Raw genomic sequence first — 16,877 nt, 5'->3', positions numbered from 1 at the left:
TACGGTAAGTGTAAACTAACATAAAGTCAAGATCAGCCCGTGACACCGGCGCGCACGCGGGATAAGGGGATGGAATGGTTGAACAACCCACGAAGCAGGACTGGAGCGGCGTTTTCACGCTGGGGCTTATTTGGGGCGGCACATTCATGGTCGTCGCGATGGCTTTGGAAGGCTATGGCCCGATTACCGTGGCGACATCACGCACCACTTTGGGTGCGGTGACGTTGCTTGTCCTGATGCGGATCACCGGTCGCCGCATGCCGGTTTTGACACCCGCGCTGACAACATCAATCCTGCTGATTGGCGTGTTGTCGACTGCGGTGCCTTTCATGCTGCTCAGCTGGGGGCAGCAATATGTGCCCTCGGCCTTTGCAGGGCTGTCCATGGCCGCAATTCCGCTGATGGTGCTGCCGTTGGCGCATTTCTTTTCCGATGAGCCGCTGAACCTGCGTCGGTTTCTGGGCGTATGCCTTGGGTTTTCCGGCGCTTTGGTCCTGATCGGACCCGGTCTGGCAAAGCTGGGTCAAGGGACCGAGCCGCTGGCGCAGCTGGCCTGTATCTCTGCCGCCCTCTGCTATGCCTCGACGTCGATTCTGACACGACGCTGCCCGCCGGTCGAGCCGCTGGCGCTGGCCGCGCTGACCCTGCTGGTCGGCGCTGTTCTGCTGGTGCCCATCATGCTGCTGGTCGAAGGTGTCCCTACTTGGCAGGGCAACCGCCCATCGCTGGCCCTGATTGTCCTTGGGCTGATCCCCACAGCTTTCGCCAATTTGCTGCGGGTTTCGATCACCCGCAGCGCCGGATCGGTGTTTTTGACGCTGGTGAATTATCAGGTGCCGATCTGGTCGATGGTGTTCGGGGCCTGGATCCTGTCCGAGGCCCTGCCCCTGCGGTTCTACGTCGCCCTGGCCCTGATCCTGACGGGCATGGCCATCAGCCAATGGTTCAGCCTGCGCAGGGTTCTGTTCGGGCGCTAGCCTGCGGCGGCTTCGACCTCGGCCACGATACTGTCGACGACCTGTACCAGCAGCGCGTCATCCTCGCATTCGGCCATAACGCGGATCAGCGGCTCGGTGCCGGATTTGCGGATCAGCAACCGGCCCTGCCCGTTCAGCCGCGCCTCGGCATCGGCAATGGCAGCTTTAACGCGCTGAACTTCAAGCGGAGTTTGGCCGCTGGCATAGCGGACGTTCTTCAACAGCTGCGGCACGGTTTCGAACTGCTTGGACAGGTCCGAGGCTTTGCGACCGGACAGAACCATCTCGGCCAGGAAATGCAGGCCGGCCATCAGGCCATCACCGGTGGTAGCATAATCGCTCATCACGATATGACCGGATTGTTCACCGCCCAGGTTGAAGCCGCCTTCGCGCATGCGCTCGACCACATAGCGGTCGCCGACAGCCGTGCGTTCCAGTCGCATGCCGTGTGACGAGAGGTGCCGTTCGAGCCCCAGATTGGACATCACCGTGGCCACAAGGGCATCGCCTTTCAACTGCCCGGATTTTTTCCAGGCCGTCGCCAGCAGCGCCATAAGCTGATCGCCATCGGCGACCTGACCGGTCTCGTCGACGATAACAACCCGATCCGCGTCGCCGTCCAGACAGACACAAACGTCAGCGCCATGCGCCACGACGGTTTCGGCGGCCAGTTGCGGCTTGGTCGATCCGCAGTTGAGGTTGATGTTCTTCCCATTGGGCGAAATCCCGATCGGGATCACGTCTGCACCCAGTTCCCAAAGAACCTCGGGCGCGGTGCGGTGGGCGGCGCCATTGGCACAGTCGATCACCACCTTGAGACCATCCAGACGCACATCGCGCGGCAGCGAGGATTTCACACGCTCGCCATATCTGAACCGGGCGTCATCAACACGACGCGCCCGTCCGATATTCTGGGCCTGAGCAGGCCGGACACCTTCGTCGATCAGCTTTTCGATGTCGATCTCGGCCTGATCGGACAGTTTATAACCGTCGGGGCCAAAGAACTTGATGCCGTTGTCCTCTGCCGGGTTGTGGCTGGCCGAGATCATGACACCCAGATCGGCCCGCATCGACCGCGTCATCAGGCCCACCGCAGGCGTCGGAACCGGCCCCAGCAACAGCACATTCATTCCCGTTGACGTCAGACCGGCGGTCAGCGCGTTTTCCAGCATATAGCCGGACAGGCGTGTGTCCTTGCCGATGACGACCCGGTGCACACCGGTCGCATCACGCCGGAAATAGCGCCCCACCGCAGCCCCGATGCGCAACGCCATTTCCGCCGTCATCGGATGCGTGTTGGCCGTGCCCCGCACCCCGTCGGTTCCGAACAGCTTGCGCATTGGTGTCACTCCGTGATTTTCCGTGAGACCGGATTACCGGACAGCGGCCCATAGGCGCAAGGCCTGAGCGGTCTCGGCGACGTCGTGAACGCGAATGATCTGCACGCCCTGAGACAATCCGGCCAAAGCCACAGCAATTGAACCCGGCGCGCGGGCAGTCTTGTCAGGCTCCCGTCCAATTGTTCCGATAAAGCCCTTGCGGGACACGCCCAGCAGGATCGGGCAGCCAAGCCCGTGAAACAGGCTGAGATTGCGCAGCAAGGTCAGGTTGTGATCCTCGGTCTTGCCGAAACCGATACCTGGATCGACGATGATCAGGTCGCGCCGAAGCCCCAAGTTTTCCAGCAGAGCGATCTGGGTTTCGAGGAAGTCATAAACATCCAGCAACACGTTGTCGTAGCTGGGGTTTTCCTGCATCGTGGCTGGATCACCCTGCATATGCATGACGCAGACCGGTGTGCCCTTGTCAGCGCAAAACGGTGCCAATTCGGGATCGAACGTGAACCCCGAGACATCGTTGACCAGCCCCGCGCCCGCCGCACACGCCGCTTTGGCGACGCTGGCTTTGCGGGTGTCGATTGAAATCAGGGCATCCGTTTGTGCGCGAATCGCCTCGATCACCGGGCGGGTGCGGGCAATTTCCTGATCTGCCGGAATGAAATCCGCGCCCGGGCGCGTTGATTCCCCGCCAATATCCAGAATGGTGGCTCCATGCGCCACCATCCTTGCAGCGGCATCGCGGGCGGCCTCGACGGAACTGTGAACACCCCCGTCCGAGAAACTGTCAGGCGTGGTGTTGAGAATGCCCATGATGTGCGGCACCTGCATATCCAGCCTGGCGATGGGTGCGCGCGGGCGGGTCAACCGCTCCAGCGCCCCACCGGGAATATCCGATGCTGCCATGATCTGCGGTGCGGTATCGCGCCCAATCGCTTCGACATGGGTAAACCACAGGGGCTGACCGGCCAGAGAATACGCGCCAGCGGGCCGGGTCTGGCCGTGCTGAACCAGCGGTCTGAAATAGATGCTCACAATTCGGCCTGATCCACGGCCACAGCCCGCAGGGGGGTTTTGGGCGTTTTCGGCAATTCGCCGCCGATGACCATCATTTCGCTGGCTTCAAAGGTCGCCGCAAACCATGCGGCCAAAGCCACGGCGTCGGAGGGCGCGGCGGACGGACCATCCACCGCGTCCAGCACGATCTTGGACGGGGCCCAGACACAGATCTGGCCGTTCTTCATGGCCCAGTCCAGTTCCGTCCGGGTTGAAACCACCTTGCAGCGGTGATCGCGCGCGGCCAGAACCCACGCGTTCTGCTCGATCGCCAGCAGGTCAATCCGGCGCTGTGTCATTGCGTGGCCGGTTTGCGGCGCAGCCAGGTCTGACGCCCCCACACACAGGATCAGCGGGCGCTGTCGGTTCTGCAACTGGTCGATCCACCCGGTCAGATTGTCCGAGGCGATGGCGTCATTCGACAAGTAGACCAGACGGGGATGCGGGCGATCTTCCTCGGTCACATCATGATGAACCGAGTCTTTCCCACGCACGATCTCGACCCCGAGAGCGCCTGGGCCGCGATCCAGTTTTTCGATGCGAACAAAGACCCTTACAGCCTGTGGTTCATGCAAGATACGTTCGGCTACACGCTCGGCCAGGGTTTCAAGCAGGTTCAGACGCTCGGCCGCGAGTTCATAGGCAATGGATTCCGTCACCCGGTCATAAGACAGGATGCGATCCACATCGTCGTCAATCGGGTCGGTCAGAGGCCGGACTTCGACCACGATATTGAAACAGATCCGCTGGGTTGTTCCCCGCTCGGCCTGAAACGCACCGATTTCAACCTCGACAATATGGTCGCGCAGGGAAATGCGGTCCAGCGGCCCTCGGGGCGAGGTCGCCTCGGACCGTTCGGTCGGGTGCGCAAATGCCAGTCGGATTTCAGAACTCATGGGTCCGGCCTTTTCGGCTTGTTGCAGGGCTTGCCCTCTATAGGCGTTGCAAGGGCCTATAACATTCAAACAAACGCCATTCCAACCGCCGAATGCGGCGTCAGGTAACGCGAAACCAGCTCATCATACCCGAAGCGGCATGTCCCAGCATATGGCAATGCAACAGCCAGTCCCCCGGATTATCCGCGACCAGAGCGATCTGGCGGGTTTGTCCGCGATCAACCAAAACAGTATCGCGCCACGGGCCAAGCGATCCGTCCGGCTGGATCAGTCGGAAGTGGTGACCGTGCAAATGCATGGCATGTGGAAAGACTGTTTCATTGACGAACTCGATCCTGTGAAGACCCCCGGTCCGGGCATCCAGAAACGGGTCGGACGGGCGTTCCGCATAACCGTTCAGGGCCCAGAACCGGCCCAACTGCGCCAGTTCCTGGCCTGGCAATTCTGTGTCCCCGATCCGGGCGCTATCCAGCCAGCGCATCGCCCCGCCTTGCAGGGACATCCGGTGCAATGGTGCGGATGAGACATCCTCGATGACTGGCAAAGGGTTGGGCGGCAACGCTGACACGCCTTGTCGCGGCGCAGGTGCGAGAGGTTCGTCAACATCAAACCGAACGATGCCAAAGGCACCATCGCGCTCAACACTCACCAGACTTGCCGTATCGCCCGCAGCCACGACATCCACAACAAGATCGATGCGTTGTGCGGGGGCGATTGGGAAAGCCCCAGACAATGGGATCGGCGTTTCCAGTGGCATACCGTCAAGAGCGACGATCCAACCAGACAACCCGTCAAGATTCAGGTCAAAAATCCGCGCGTTGGAGGCGTTGATCAGGCGCAGCCGGAGACGGTCGTTCCGTCGCGCCTCAATGCGCGGGTCAAGGGATCCGTTGACAGTGATGATATTCCCCAGCCGACCAGCATGGCTGCGATCATGGCCATTGTCGAAATCATCCGTGATCTGAGCGGTTTCCGGATCAAGCCGCCAGTCGTCCAGCATCAGTACCAGATCCTGATCCACATCGGGGGCAGCACTTTCTTCGACGATCAGCGGCCCGTAAAGCCCGCGCGCAACCTGTTCCATCGACTGGTTATGCGCATGATACCAATAGGTCCCTGCGTCGGGAACGACGAAGGAGTAATCAAAGCTTGCGCCCGTCTCGACCGCGTCCTGCGTCAGGCCGGGCACGCCGTCCATGGCGTTTTCGATGCGAATGCCGTGCCAATGGACCGACGTGGCTTGCGGAAGCTGGTTCATCAGGGTGCGCTGGATGCGGTCGCCCTGCCTGACACGCAGTTCAACGCCGGGGACAGACCCGTCATATGTCCAGACTTCCGTTTCAGGATAACTTGCTGGCGCGATCGGGTGTTTGGCTACACGCGCATTAAGCGGTGCAAAACCCGCGCTGGCCACACGCGGCATCAGCAATGCTGCGGCGGCGGATTGCAAAAGGTGTCTGCGGTTCAAAATCATCACGGGCCTCCTGGCCCGCAATATAGGGTGCAACCTGCCCCACGCCAGCAAGCTTCCAGCGCGGGTGCGTCAATCAGTTGCTCGCTGTCCGGTAGTTGTGACGGTAAAAAACATGCACGCCGATTTTCGCGGTCTGTTTATAGACCCGCGACCAGGACGGGCGCACCGACGTCGTGTGATAGTGTGTTGCCCCTTCGGTCAACTCATCCGCCACGCCATCAATGGCTGCCCGCGCGACTTTCGCCACACGCTCATACGCCTTTTTCTCGTGGATTACTTCCTTGCGGCCATCGCAGGTGTATGTGAACTGGCACTGGTATTTCTTGCCGGTCCCCTGATGGATCACGCCGCACAGGGAATCCGGGAAACGGCTGCTTTTGACCCGGTTCAGGATCACCTCGGCAACCGCGAACTGGCCGCGCACGCTTTCGCCGCGCGCCTCGAAGTACAGGGCTTCGGACAGGCATTTCCAGTTTTCACCACCGGAGGCCTTTGGTTGCTGGTCAAGCCAGTCTTTGGAGAAGGACACTTCGACAGGTTCAGCCGCCTTGCGGGGCTGGAACAACTTGAAATAGTCCCGAAAACTTTGCGCTGGCAGCTCGCTGCGGGCGACAAGTTCTTGTTTTGCAGTATCAGTCGCTTCCTTCTCAGCGAAGGATGCACTCGGCAGAACGGTTGCCGCCACTGCGGCAACAGCCAATATGTAACGTAGCATCAGATAACCTCGCACAGGCACATCACGCGCCTTACCCTCCCCCGGCGGGCGCGACGAGGCTGATACCCCAGACTGACGCAAAGGTCCAGTATTTTGAAAAAAGCAAGTGGAAAATCGCCCGTAGCGAAAATATTTTTCGCCTACGAGTGACCGTATAACCCACTATTCCTTGGGGTTCGGCGCGGTGTCAACCCCCAAGTCTGGAGGAAATCGCCAGTTGAGCGGCAGCCAGCCGAGCGACCGGAACCCGGAACGGTGAGCATGACACATAGTCGAATCCAAGATCGCGGCAAATGGCGATTGATTCGGGGTTCCCGCCGTGTTCGCCACAGACCGAAAGGGTCACATCCGGCTTCGCGGCACGCCCGCGTTCCGCCCCGAGTTTCAGCAGCTCGCCCACCCCGTCCGGATCAAGGACATGGAACGGATCTTCGGTAAAGACCCCCTGCCGCACGTAAGCGGACATGAAACGACCGGCATCGTCGCGGGACAGGCCGTAGGTCATCTGCGTCAGGTCGTTCGTTCCAAAACTCATGAAAGCAGTCTGTGGCGCGATCTCTTCCGCGCGCAGACAGGCGCGTGGCGTTTCGACCATGACGCCCAGCCGATATTCGAACTTCTGCCCGCGTTCCGATTCAACGGCGGCGGCGACCGAGTCGATGCGGGATTTGACCAGTTCAACCTCGCGCTTGGCGGATACCAGCGGGATCATCACTTCGGGCACCACCGGAGCACCGTTTTTTCGGGCGTCAAGCGTGGCTTCAAAAATCGCGCGCGCCTGCATGTCGTAGATCTCGGGTACGGTGACACCCAGACGAACGCCGCGCAGGCCCAGCATGGGGTTGTATTCGGTCATCGCCTCAACCCGGCGTTCGACGTCGGACACGGGCAGGTCCAGCGCCTCGGCCAACTCCCGTTGCCCGGTGCGCGTTGTCGGCAGAAATTCATGCAAGGGTGGATCGAACAGGCGGATGCAGACAGGCTGACCTTCCATGATCCTGAACAGCTGAACGAAATCCTCGCGCTGCATCGGAAGCAGGCGTTCCAGCACCGCCGCCCTGCCCGCCGAGGTTTGCGCAAAGATCATTTCGCGCATCACGATCAGACGACCGGGGTCAAAGAACATGTGTTCGGTCCGGCACAGACCGATCCCCTGGGCCTGAAAGTTCCGGGCCGTCTGCGCATCAGCCGGTGTGTCGGCATTGGCGCGGATTTCGATGTCACGCTCGGCATCGGCCCAGCCCATCAGCGTCTGGAAACAGTCATCCAACGCGGCCTCGAGCATGGCGGGCTGACCGGCCAGCACCTGACCCGAGCTGCCATCAATGGTGACAATATCGCCGGTTTTGAATACCCGGCCATCCGGTGCGGTCAGCATCTTGTCTTTCGTCTGAAACCGCATTTCCGAGGCCCCGACGATACAGGGCAGACCCAATCCGCGCCCGATCACGGCCGCGTGGCTGGTCATGCCGCCTTTTTCCGTCAGAACCGCAACGGCGGCGTGCATCCCGCGCACATCCTCGGGCGAGGTTTCCCGGCGCACCAGAACACATGCCTCGCCACGGGCGGCACTGGCCTGTGCTTCGGCCGAAGTAAACACGATCTTGCCGGTCGAGGCACCGGGGCTGGCACCAATGGCCGTGGTCAGCACATCGCGTTGCGCATCGGGGTGGACCTGACGGTGCAGTAGTTCGTTCAGCGCGTGCGGGTCGACACGCATCACCGCCTCTTGCGGCGGTATGATACCGTCTTCGGCAAGACGTACGGCAATGCGCATGGCCGCGCGGGCCGATCGCTGCACCCGGACACCATCGAGAATATGCACGGTGCCGTCCTGAATGACGAATTCGACCTGCATCTCTTCGCGCAGTTTCTCGCGCATCAGGGCGGCATGCGCTTTGACATCGGCAAAAGCTTTGGGCGCGACCTCTTCCAGCGAGGGGCCGCGCGGGTCTTTTTCCAGAAACAGGGCTGCCACATCTTTGCCCAGCGCATCGCGCCCCTGGCTCTGACTTAGGTAGCGACCGGTGATCTGTGGCATTCCGGTTGTGGAATCAACCAGTTGCAGAACACCCGATCCGCATTCGCCTTTCCCGACGCCGGGGATCATCTCTTGGATGACCAACCCAAGCCCGGCATCTGCGGGTGCCCCCTTGGCCTGCCGCAGCAAGCGCGCGGACGTCCCGTCCCATGCACGCGCCATCGAGCGCAGAACACCGATCAGCTGTTCGCCCCTGTCCTGCGGAAAGACCTCGTCGGTTTCATCCTCGTAGGCGCGCAGCGAGTGGCGCAACCCCTCGCGGCCATCAGCTTCGATGTCATCGAACACATCCGCATCCAGCCGTGCCACGTGGATCGCATAGCTTTGAACGAACCGCAGATACAGAGCTGCGGCGGCCTCGGCGCCCATGGTGTCGGACAGGTCGACATAGCGCGCGTCGTTCATTCCGATATTGAGAACCGCGCCGGGGCCGCCCCAATCGGGATCTTCGGAACTGGGTCGGACGCATAGCAACGAGGTCGGGTCGAACTGTTCGAGGATCGCCGCAATATCCGGGATCGCCCCTTCTGCAATCTGGTGAACGGCATCAAATGACAGCGCAACGGTTCGGGGCACCGGCAGGTCCAGCCGGACCAGACGTTGCAGACATTTGGCCCGCCCGCCATGTGTATGGGCGGTGACAGGCGCGTCGGATGTAATGAGCGTTGTATTCGGATTATTCTGCACTGCAGCACCTTTTGGTTTGTCTGCAGCATAGGCGCTTGCGCCCTTCACGCAAGTGCGTTGTGGGCGCGCCTGCCAGTGCGCCCAGTCGTTTACCCTTCGATCCGGGTCAGATCGGCCACGCTGGAGCAGATCTGCCGGATCTGGCTGAGAAGGTTCAGCCGGTTGCGGCGAACAATGTCATTGTCGGTGTTGACCTGCACATCCTCAAAGAACGCATCCACCGGCCCGCGCAGCCCGGCCATGGCGGCCATGGCCGTGGGGAAATCTTCTGATTTCAGCGCGGGCTCGATTTGCGCCTGTGCTGCATCCAAAGCGGCAAACAATGCCTTTTCGCTGTCGGTTTCGGCGAATTTCACATCCGCACCGTAGGAATATTCCACCCCGTCCTTTTCTTCGGCCTGGGTCAGGATGTTGTTGGCGCGCTTGAAGCCCTGCACGAGGTTCTCGCCATCCTCGGTCGCGATCACCGCGTTCAGCGCGCGGGCGCGTTTGACCAGCAGGTTGAGATCATCATTTCCGTCCATCGCGATACAGGCATCGATGACGTCGTGACGGATGCCTTCGTCGCGGAGGAAGACCTTGAGGCGGTCGTGGAAGAACGAGAGGAGATCGTCGGATGCGTCGGGTATCTTCTTTTCAAGACTCAGGAAATCGGCACCCGACAATTCTCCCAGCCTTTCCTTGACAGTCTGGAAGGCTGCGCCAAACACGCCATGATCTGCGATTTCATCCAACAGTTCGTCAACATTTTCAGCCGCCAGCGCCTCGTTTGCAGCGCTTTCAGCACGCAGCAGCTGTCTGTCGAAAAACCGATCCAGATGCAGACGCAGGTCATTGTCGAGCACCAACCGGATAACCCCCAGCGCCGCACGGCGCAGGGCAAACGGGTCTTTCGAGCCAGTAGGCTTTTCATCAATCGCCCAGAACCCGGTCAGTGTGTCCAGCTTGTCGGCCAATGCAACGGTCACCGACAGCGGAGCAGTGGGGACATCATCCGACGGCCCCAAAGGCGAGTAGTGCTCTTGCGCGACGGCGGCCACGGCGGCATCTTCACCTGCCGCTTCGATGTAATACCGCCCCATAAGGCCCTGAAGCTCAGGGAATTCGTAGACCATTTCCGAGCTGAGGTCGGCCTTGGCCAGGCGCGCGGCTTTTTCAGCCTGATCGGCATCGGCACCGGTTACTGGTGCCAGTTCGCGGGCCAACGCGGCGATACGACCGATCCGGTCGGCCTGCGTTCCCAGTTTGTTGTGGAAGGTGACGTTCTCCAGCGCGCGGGTCCATTGTGCAATGTCCGATTTGGCGATGCGCAGGTCATTTTCCCAAAAGAACTTGGCATCGGCAAGACGGGCTGAGAGCACTTTCTGATTGCCCGCCAGAATGGTCGCGCCATTGTCAGCGGTTTCGCGGTTCGCAACAGTGACGAACCGTTCAATCCGGCCCGTTTTGGGATTGCGGACCGAGAAGAACTTCTGGTGTTCTTTCATCGAGGTTTGCAGCACCTCGGGCGGCAGGTCGAGGAATTCGTCGTCGATCCGCCCCATCAGGACAACCGGCCATTCGACCAGCCCGGCGACCTCGGCCAGCAGGCCCTTGTCTTCGACCAGTTCAAGACCGGCGGCAAAGGCCATGTTCTGGGCGTCGTTCCAGATGTGCTGGGCGCGTTCCTCGGGGGACAGGACGACAAAAGCCCGCTTCAGCTTGGCCGCGTAATCGTCGAAAGACGTGACCGAAAAGCGGTTGGGCGCCATAAAGCGGTGGCCTGCTGTGGTGTCGCCGGACGAAATGCCGTCGACATCCATTGGAACCACCTGCGCCCCGGCCTCATCCGTCAGAATGCACAGGATCGAATGCAGCGGGCGCACCCAGCGCAAGCTGCCACTGCCCCAGCGCATGGACTTCGGCCAAGGGAAATTGCGGATGGTGGTTTCGAGCACTTCGGCAATGACCTCGGCCGCGGGGCGACCGGCCCTTTCGATGGTGGCGAAATAGATGGCCCCCTTGGGCGTTTCGCGTTCTTCCAGCTGATCACGGGTCAGGCCCGCGCCGCGCAGGAACCCTTCGATTGCCTTGTCGGGTGCGCCTACTTTTGGGCCCTTGCGTTCTTCCCGGATGGTGGGGCTTTTCGCCAGCAGCCCCTCAACCGCCAGCGTCAGTCGGCGGGGCGTGGTCAGGGCGGCCGCGCTTGCATAGGTCAGACCGGCCTCGACCAGACCATCGGTAATCCGCTTTTTCAGATCCTCGCCGGCACGGGCTTGCATCCGTGCGGGGATCTCTTCGGAGAACAGTTCGATCAGCAGGTCGGGCATTGTCGGTCCTTAGAAATTGACGATCGTCTGAATGACGATGGCATTGGCGATATCCACAAAGAAGGCGGATACAAGGGGCAGCACGATAAAGGCAATAGGCGATGGGCCATATCGCTTGGTCACGGCTGTCATATTTGCGATAGCGGTGGGTGTGGCCCCCAACGCAAAGCCGCCAAACCCGGCGGCCAGTACGGCGGCGCGATAGTTGGACCCCATGACCGGGAACAGCACCCAGAGGACGAACAGCACCGCAAAGAGCGTCTGCGCTGTCATGATCACGGCAATGGCCATGCCCAGCTGCGCGATGGTCCAGAGTTGCAGGCTCATCAGCGACATTGCGAGAAACGCGCCCAGCGCAAATTCCGAAATCAACGCCAGCGATGGAGTGCGCGACACTTTCGGAGCACCGGGAAACAGCGCATCCCGCAGATTGGCGATCACGATGCCCATGATCAGGCAGGGCACGAACAGTGGCAGTTTCAGCCCGGCGGCGGCAATTGATTCATTCAGCGCATATCCCGAGATGATCGCAAGGTTCAGGTGCAGCAGGACGCGCATGACGATCAGATGATCGATGCTTGTGGTGTGCCCGTCATGCTCATCCGGCAATCCTACGCTGGGTTCTTCGTCAGGGCGGTCAGGCGTCAGGCCGCGCCGTTCGACCAGCAGGCGCGCAATCGGGCCGCCAACCAGCGCAGCAAGGACCAATCCAAGGGTGGCGACTGCCACACCCAGCTCGGTCGCGCCGTCAAGGCCCGTTGCCTGCGCCACATCCGGCGCCCATGCAATTGCCGTTCCGTGCCCACCGATCAGGGCAGCCGATCCGAACAACACACCGGCCTGTGCGGGATAGCCGAAGATCGCCGCCCCAGCCGCGCCGATCACATTCTGAAAGACAATCGTCGCCAGAGTAAGAATCAAAAGCAAGATTAACGGCTTACCACCCGCAATGAGGTCAGACAGGCGGGCGTTCAGGCCGATCCCGGCAAAAAACAGGACCAGCAGGAAATCGCGGGCTGTCAGGCCAAAGGACAGTTCGATCCCGAATACCAGATAGAGCATCAGAACCACCAGCGAGGCCAGCAGGCCCCCTGTCACGGGTTCGGGGATGTTGAAATTGCGCAGGGTTGTCACACGTGCGTTGATCTCGGCCCCGATCAGATAGACCGCAAACCCCAGAGTGGCCGTCAGGAAATCGGGGATTTCTATGACATGGCCCACGATCTGCTCCTTCAGTTTTCCGGGCGCGGCGGGCATTCCTCGCCCACGACGGTACCGTCATAGGCTTTTTCACCACAATTGTTCAACGCGTGCCAGACATAGCCCTTGCCATCCGCGGTGATCGCCACAATCCGGTCGACGCCGAAATGGATGTTCTTCACCCCCATGAACGCCCGCGCCTGCCCTGATTCAAGCGCATCCGCCAAAGACACTGCATCGTAGCATTCAAACCATCCCGGTGCGGTCAGGGGTTCGGAGTTTTCGACAGGCACGTATCCAGCCATCTGGTCCGGCGACAATTCGGTTTCGAAGCAGGCACGATACCGGATCGGCGAGCTGTCGGCGTCGATTGCCTGAAACCCGGAATAGGCGATGGGCTCGGGCACACCGCCTGAATCCGTCATCAGGGCAACGTCCTGCCCCGGCTGCGGTTCGACCTCATAATAATAGCCGTAGACCTGTAGATAATACATGCCGACGCCTGCCACGATGGCCGACAGCAGCAGCAGAATTGTCAGCAGTTTTCCCGTCATCTTTCAGGCCGCCTCTTTCAAGTTCTTGAAAAATAGGACAGGTTTCATCCGGGGACAGGCAGAAACGAGGTCAACACGATGGAATCCACCCTTGCCGTCGGATTTTTCGGCGCATTGTTTGCGATCATGAACCCGGTCACCAACCTGCCGGTGTTTCTGAGCGTCACTCAGGACCTGTCCGCCGCCGAACAACGCAAGATTGCGGTCAAAACAGCGGTTTACTGCCTGATCCTTGGCGGCGCCTTTGCCTTGGTCGGTAGTCAGGCGCTTGGCCTTTTTGGCATCAGTGTCAATCATCTGCGCGTCGCCGGTGGTCTGGTTGTCATGATTATCGGCCTTAACATGCTGAACGGACACGAAAGCACCTCTCATCACGGGACGAAGGGGGAGAAGGACGCTTACCCCGAACCGGATACCGTCGCCTTTTATCCGCTGGCCTTTCCCGTTTTGGTCGGCCCCGGCACGATCACCACGCTGATCCTGTATGCACACCAGATCAAGAAGCCCGTAGAAGCCATTGTTTATGCTGGTGTATTCCTTGCCATTGTTGGCCTGCTTCTGATCACGTTCTGGAACGCGGCCTGGCTGGCCCAACGCCTGTCCGACACCGCGCGCGTGATCATGAGCCGCTTTATGGGGATGATTCTGGCGGCTATCGCCGTCAGCATGATCGCGGACGGCCTGAAAGCCCTGTTGCCGGGGCTGGCCTGATCGCCTCATCCGACGCTGAACCCGGCGGCCTCGGTCTGCACAAAGGCATCCGCGCATTGCTTGGCCAGCGCCCGCACGCGCCCGATATAGGCCTGCCGTTCGGTGACCGAGATCACGCCCCGTGCATCCAGCAGATTGAAGATGTGTGACGCCTTGATGCATTGGTCATAGGCCGGATGCGCCATGATGATACGCTTGCCGGTTTTCGGGTCGTCATGTGCCTGCGCCAGGACAGTGGCGCATTCAGCCTCGGCCTCTTCGAAATGGCGCAGCAGAACCTCGGTATTGGCCACGTCAAAGTTCCAGCGGGCGTATTCCTCTTCCGTCTGTTTGAAGATGTCGCCATAGGTCAAAGCGCTGGGGGATTGCGGATCGTTGAACGGCATGTCCATCACGTGGTCGATGCCCAGCACATACATGGCCAGACGCTCGAGCCCATAGGTCAGCTCGCCCGAGACAGGCGTGCAGTCATGGCCGCCGACCTGCTGGAAATAGGTGAACTGGCTGACTTCCATTCCGTCACACCAGACTTCCCAGCCAAGCCCCCAAGCGCCCAGCGTGGGGCTTTCCCAGTCGTCTTCGACAAAGCGGATATCATGCAGGTCCATGTCGATGCCGATGGCCTGAAGGCTGCCCAGATACAGCTCCTGCAAATCCGGCGGGCTGGGTTTGATCAGCACCTGATACTGGTAGTAATGCTGAAGCCGGTTGGGGTTTTCGCCATAGCGCCCGTCCGTGGGACGGCGCGACGGCTGAACATAGGCTGCGGCCCATGCCTTGGACCCCAGCGCCCGCAAGGTGGTAGCGGGATGGAACGTCCCTGCCCCGACCTCCATGTCATAGGGTTGCAGAATCGCGCAGCCTTTCGAGGCCCAGTAGGACTGAAGCCTAAGGATGATTTCCTGAAATGAACGCGGTGCGCTGGTCGGTTCGGTCATGACATTCCCTCTGGGCGCCCCGTGCGCCCGGTTCCGGTCGGTTTGGCCCTTCCTATGCAAGGGGTCGAGGGGCGTCAACGGGGCTTTGGGCTGTGGCTGTATCTGCGCGGCCACACCACAAATTCCCCGCATTCACAGCATGGTATTTGGCAAATGAAATCGCGTATTCTGCACCTCAGTACAAACACCGCATAACACGGGCAGACTATGACACGCGTATTTTCAGCAATTCTTTTGTTTCTTCTGGTCGGCCTGCGCGCCGCGACCGCACAACAAGATCCCGGCGTCTGGGTTCAGGTCGAGGCGCAGCCCTCGCTGCGCGAAGCGCAGGACCGGGCGCAAGCCTATGCCAGCACCTTGCCCGACGTGAACGGGTTTCGGCTGAACAGCGGCTGGTATGCCATAGTCATTGGCCCCTATTCGCGCGGCGATGCCGAGCAGGTTTTGCGCGTATACCGGGCCGAGGGGCAGATCCCGCGTGACAGCTTTGTCGCGTTTTCAAGCGCGCTGGGGCAGCAATTCTGGCCGGTCGGCGAAAACGCGGTGAACCGCGACGTTGTTAGCGTGCTGACAGAACCGGCAGCACAGGCGGAAGAACCCGTGGCGGTTACGACCGCACAGGATTCGGATGAAACCCGCGAACAGGCGTTGCAATCCGAGCGCCTTTTGACGGCGCAGGAACGGAAAGACCTGCAAACAGCCCTGCAAGCGGCGGGTTTCTATAATTCGACCATCGATGGCGCTTTCGGTCAGGGAACCCGCCGGTCGATGGGCGATTGGCAGCGGTTCAACGGGTATGAGGCGACGGGCGTTCTGACCACGGTGCAACGCAAGGCCCTGATGGATGAATACAACGCGCCGCTGATCTCGGCCGGGATGGACCGGTATTCCGATGACGCGGCCGGAATTGCGCTGGACATGCCGTTGGGTACAGTCAGCTTTGACCGCTATGAGGCACCGTTCGTGCATTTCAAAAGCGCCTCGGACCTGAACGCCCAGGCCCTTTTGATCAGTCAGGAGGGTGACAAGAACACGCTGCGCGCCCTTTACGAGGTGATGCAGTCGCTTGAGATTGTTCCGCTGAATGGCCCGCGCGAGCTGGGCCGCGACCAGTTCACCCTTGAAGGGCGCGGCAATGGGATCGTGTCATTCACGCAGGCGCGGCTGGATGATGGAAAGATCAAGGGCTTTACACTCGTCTGGCCCGAAGGGGACGAAGCGCGCCGCCTGCGTGTTCTGGCTGCGATGGCGACCAGCCTGAGCACAACCGGCGCGGTTCTGGATGCCGCCGCCGGTGCGGATGCGGAACAGCGCATCGATCTGGTCTCGGGTCTTCAGATCCGCAAGCCCCGGTTGTCGCGGTCGGGCTTTTTCGCTGGTGCGGACGGCACGGTTCTGACGGTGTCCGAAGCCGCCGAAAGCTGCACCCGGATCACTCTGGAAGGGGATCAGGAGGTTCAGCTGGCGCTGACGGACCCGGAGCTTGGTGTTTCGGTCTTGCGCCCTGCAAAAGCTCTTGCCCCTATGAGTGTTGCTGCTTTCAGCACCACCCAACCGCGCATCCAGTCCGAAGTGGCCGTATCCGGCTTTTCCTACCAGGGGGCTTTGGGCGCACCGACGCTGACCTACGGCCAAATCGCGGATATCCGTGGCCTGAACGGCGAGACGGGTGTCAAACGGCTGGCGCTGAACGCACAGCCCGGCGATGCGGGCGGGCCGGTCTTCAACGACAGCGGCAACGTGGTTGGCATGCTGCTGCCCACACCGTCCGAGGGGCGCACCCTGCCCGCGTCAGTCAGCCTTGCGGCAACGGTCGAGCGGTTGACAGAAATCCTGACGAAAGCCGGTGTTTCCGGTCAGTCGAGCGAGGAAACCACCCGGATTTCCCCCAACGAGCTGAACCGGCGCGCGACCGGAATGACGGTTCTGGTGCATTGCTGGGATTGAACGCGCGCAGATATTGAAACCAGACATTGAAACAT

The 16,877-nt window shown here is 60.8% G+C and carries 13 protein-coding genes; 3 read left to right on the top strand and 10 right to left on the bottom strand.

What is annotated here, in order from left to right:
• Positions 1–74 precede the first annotated feature (74 nt).
• Positions 75–977 (top strand): DMT family transporter, encoded by a 903-nt coding sequence (locus ACR0BF_RS04085; RefSeq protein WP_267363378.1) that lies wholly within the window; start codon positions 75–77, stop codon positions 975–977.
• On the opposite strand, the gene glmM is transcribed toward ACR0BF_RS04085, so the two are convergent.
• The 9 genes from glmM to ACR0BF_RS04040 all read right to left on the bottom strand — a co-directional run bounded on the left by glmM (position 974) and on the right by ACR0BF_RS04040 (position 13,246).
• Positions 974–2,317, bottom strand: coding sequence for a phosphoglucosamine mutase (gene glmM / locus ACR0BF_RS04080; RefSeq protein ID WP_480624321.1), 1,344 nt, complete (start codon positions 2,315–2,317; stop codon positions 974–976). The two genes, ACR0BF_RS04085 and glmM, sit on opposite strands and share 4 nt — an antisense overlap.
• A gap of 33 nt (positions 2,318–2,350) precedes the next feature.
• Complete coding sequence (gene folP, locus ACR0BF_RS04075; protein ID WP_480624320.1) at positions 2,351–3,349, bottom strand: dihydropteroate synthase; 999 nt, start codon at positions 3,347–3,349, stop codon at positions 2,351–2,353.
• On the bottom strand, positions 3,346–4,266 hold the full coding sequence (locus tag ACR0BF_RS04070; protein WP_480476542.1) for a dihydroneopterin aldolase: 921 nt from the start codon (positions 4,264–4,266) through the stop codon (positions 3,346–3,348). Before ACR0BF_RS04070 ends, folP begins: the two co-directional genes overlap by 4 nt.
• A gap of 100 nt (positions 4,267–4,366) precedes the next feature.
• Positions 4,367–5,740, bottom strand: a complete 1,374-nt coding sequence (locus ACR0BF_RS04065) for a multicopper oxidase family protein (protein WP_480624319.1) — start codon at positions 5,738–5,740, stop codon at positions 4,367–4,369.
• A 73-nt stretch (positions 5,741–5,813) separates the two neighbouring features.
• Positions 5,814–6,455 carry a cell wall hydrolase gene (locus ACR0BF_RS04060; protein WP_480476538.1) on the bottom strand — a complete coding sequence of 214 codons (642 nt, stop codon included), beginning with the start codon at positions 6,453–6,455 and terminating at the stop codon, positions 5,814–5,816.
• A gap of 187 nt (positions 6,456–6,642) precedes the next feature.
• The gene (locus ACR0BF_RS04055; protein WP_480624318.1) at positions 6,643–9,183 is read right to left on the bottom strand and encodes a putative PEP-binding protein; all 2,541 of its coding nucleotides are present in this window, start codon (positions 9,181–9,183) and stop codon (positions 6,643–6,645) included.
• Positions 9,184–9,272: 89 nt separating this feature from the next.
• On the bottom strand, positions 9,273–11,492 hold the full coding sequence (glyS, locus tag ACR0BF_RS04050) for a glycine--tRNA ligase subunit beta (protein ID WP_480624317.1): 2,220 nt from the start codon (positions 11,490–11,492) through the stop codon (positions 9,273–9,275).
• Positions 11,493–11,501: 9 nt separating this feature from the next.
• Positions 11,502–12,749, bottom strand: a complete 1,248-nt coding sequence (gene gltS / locus ACR0BF_RS04045) for a sodium/glutamate symporter (RefSeq protein WP_480556321.1) — start codon at positions 12,747–12,749, stop codon at positions 11,502–11,504.
• Positions 12,725–13,246: a DUF6446 family protein gene (locus ACR0BF_RS04040; protein ID WP_480486000.1), complete on the bottom strand. Its 522-nt coding sequence runs from the start codon at positions 13,244–13,246 to the stop codon at positions 12,725–12,727. The genes gltS and ACR0BF_RS04040 overlap by 25 nt, the downstream gene beginning before the upstream one ends.
• Before the next feature lie 78 nt (positions 13,247–13,324).
• Between ACR0BF_RS04040 and ACR0BF_RS04035 the strand changes: the two genes are divergently transcribed.
• Positions 13,325–13,957, top strand: coding sequence for a MarC family protein (locus ACR0BF_RS04035; RefSeq protein ID WP_480624316.1), 633 nt, complete (start codon positions 13,325–13,327; stop codon positions 13,955–13,957).
• A gap of 5 nt (positions 13,958–13,962) precedes the next feature.
• Here the strand turns inward: ACR0BF_RS04035 and ACR0BF_RS04030 are convergent, their stop codons facing one another.
• Positions 13,963–14,895, bottom strand: a complete 933-nt coding sequence (locus ACR0BF_RS04030; protein ID WP_480476528.1) for a glycine--tRNA ligase subunit alpha — start codon at positions 14,893–14,895, stop codon at positions 13,963–13,965.
• Between the two features lie 207 nt (positions 14,896–15,102).
• On the opposite strand from ACR0BF_RS04030, the gene ACR0BF_RS04025 reads away from it, so the two are divergent.
• A complete protein-coding gene (locus ACR0BF_RS04025) occupies positions 15,103–16,842 on the top strand; it encodes a serine protease (protein WP_480516624.1) in 1,740 nt (579 codons plus the stop codon).
• The last annotated feature ends 35 nt before the right edge of the window (positions 16,843–16,877 follow it).

It is taken from the genome of Ruegeria sp. AG7 (assembly GCF_056541545.1).
Note: the sequence above shows the minus strand (reverse complement) of the source record. Positions and strands in the feature narration are given on the sequence as shown.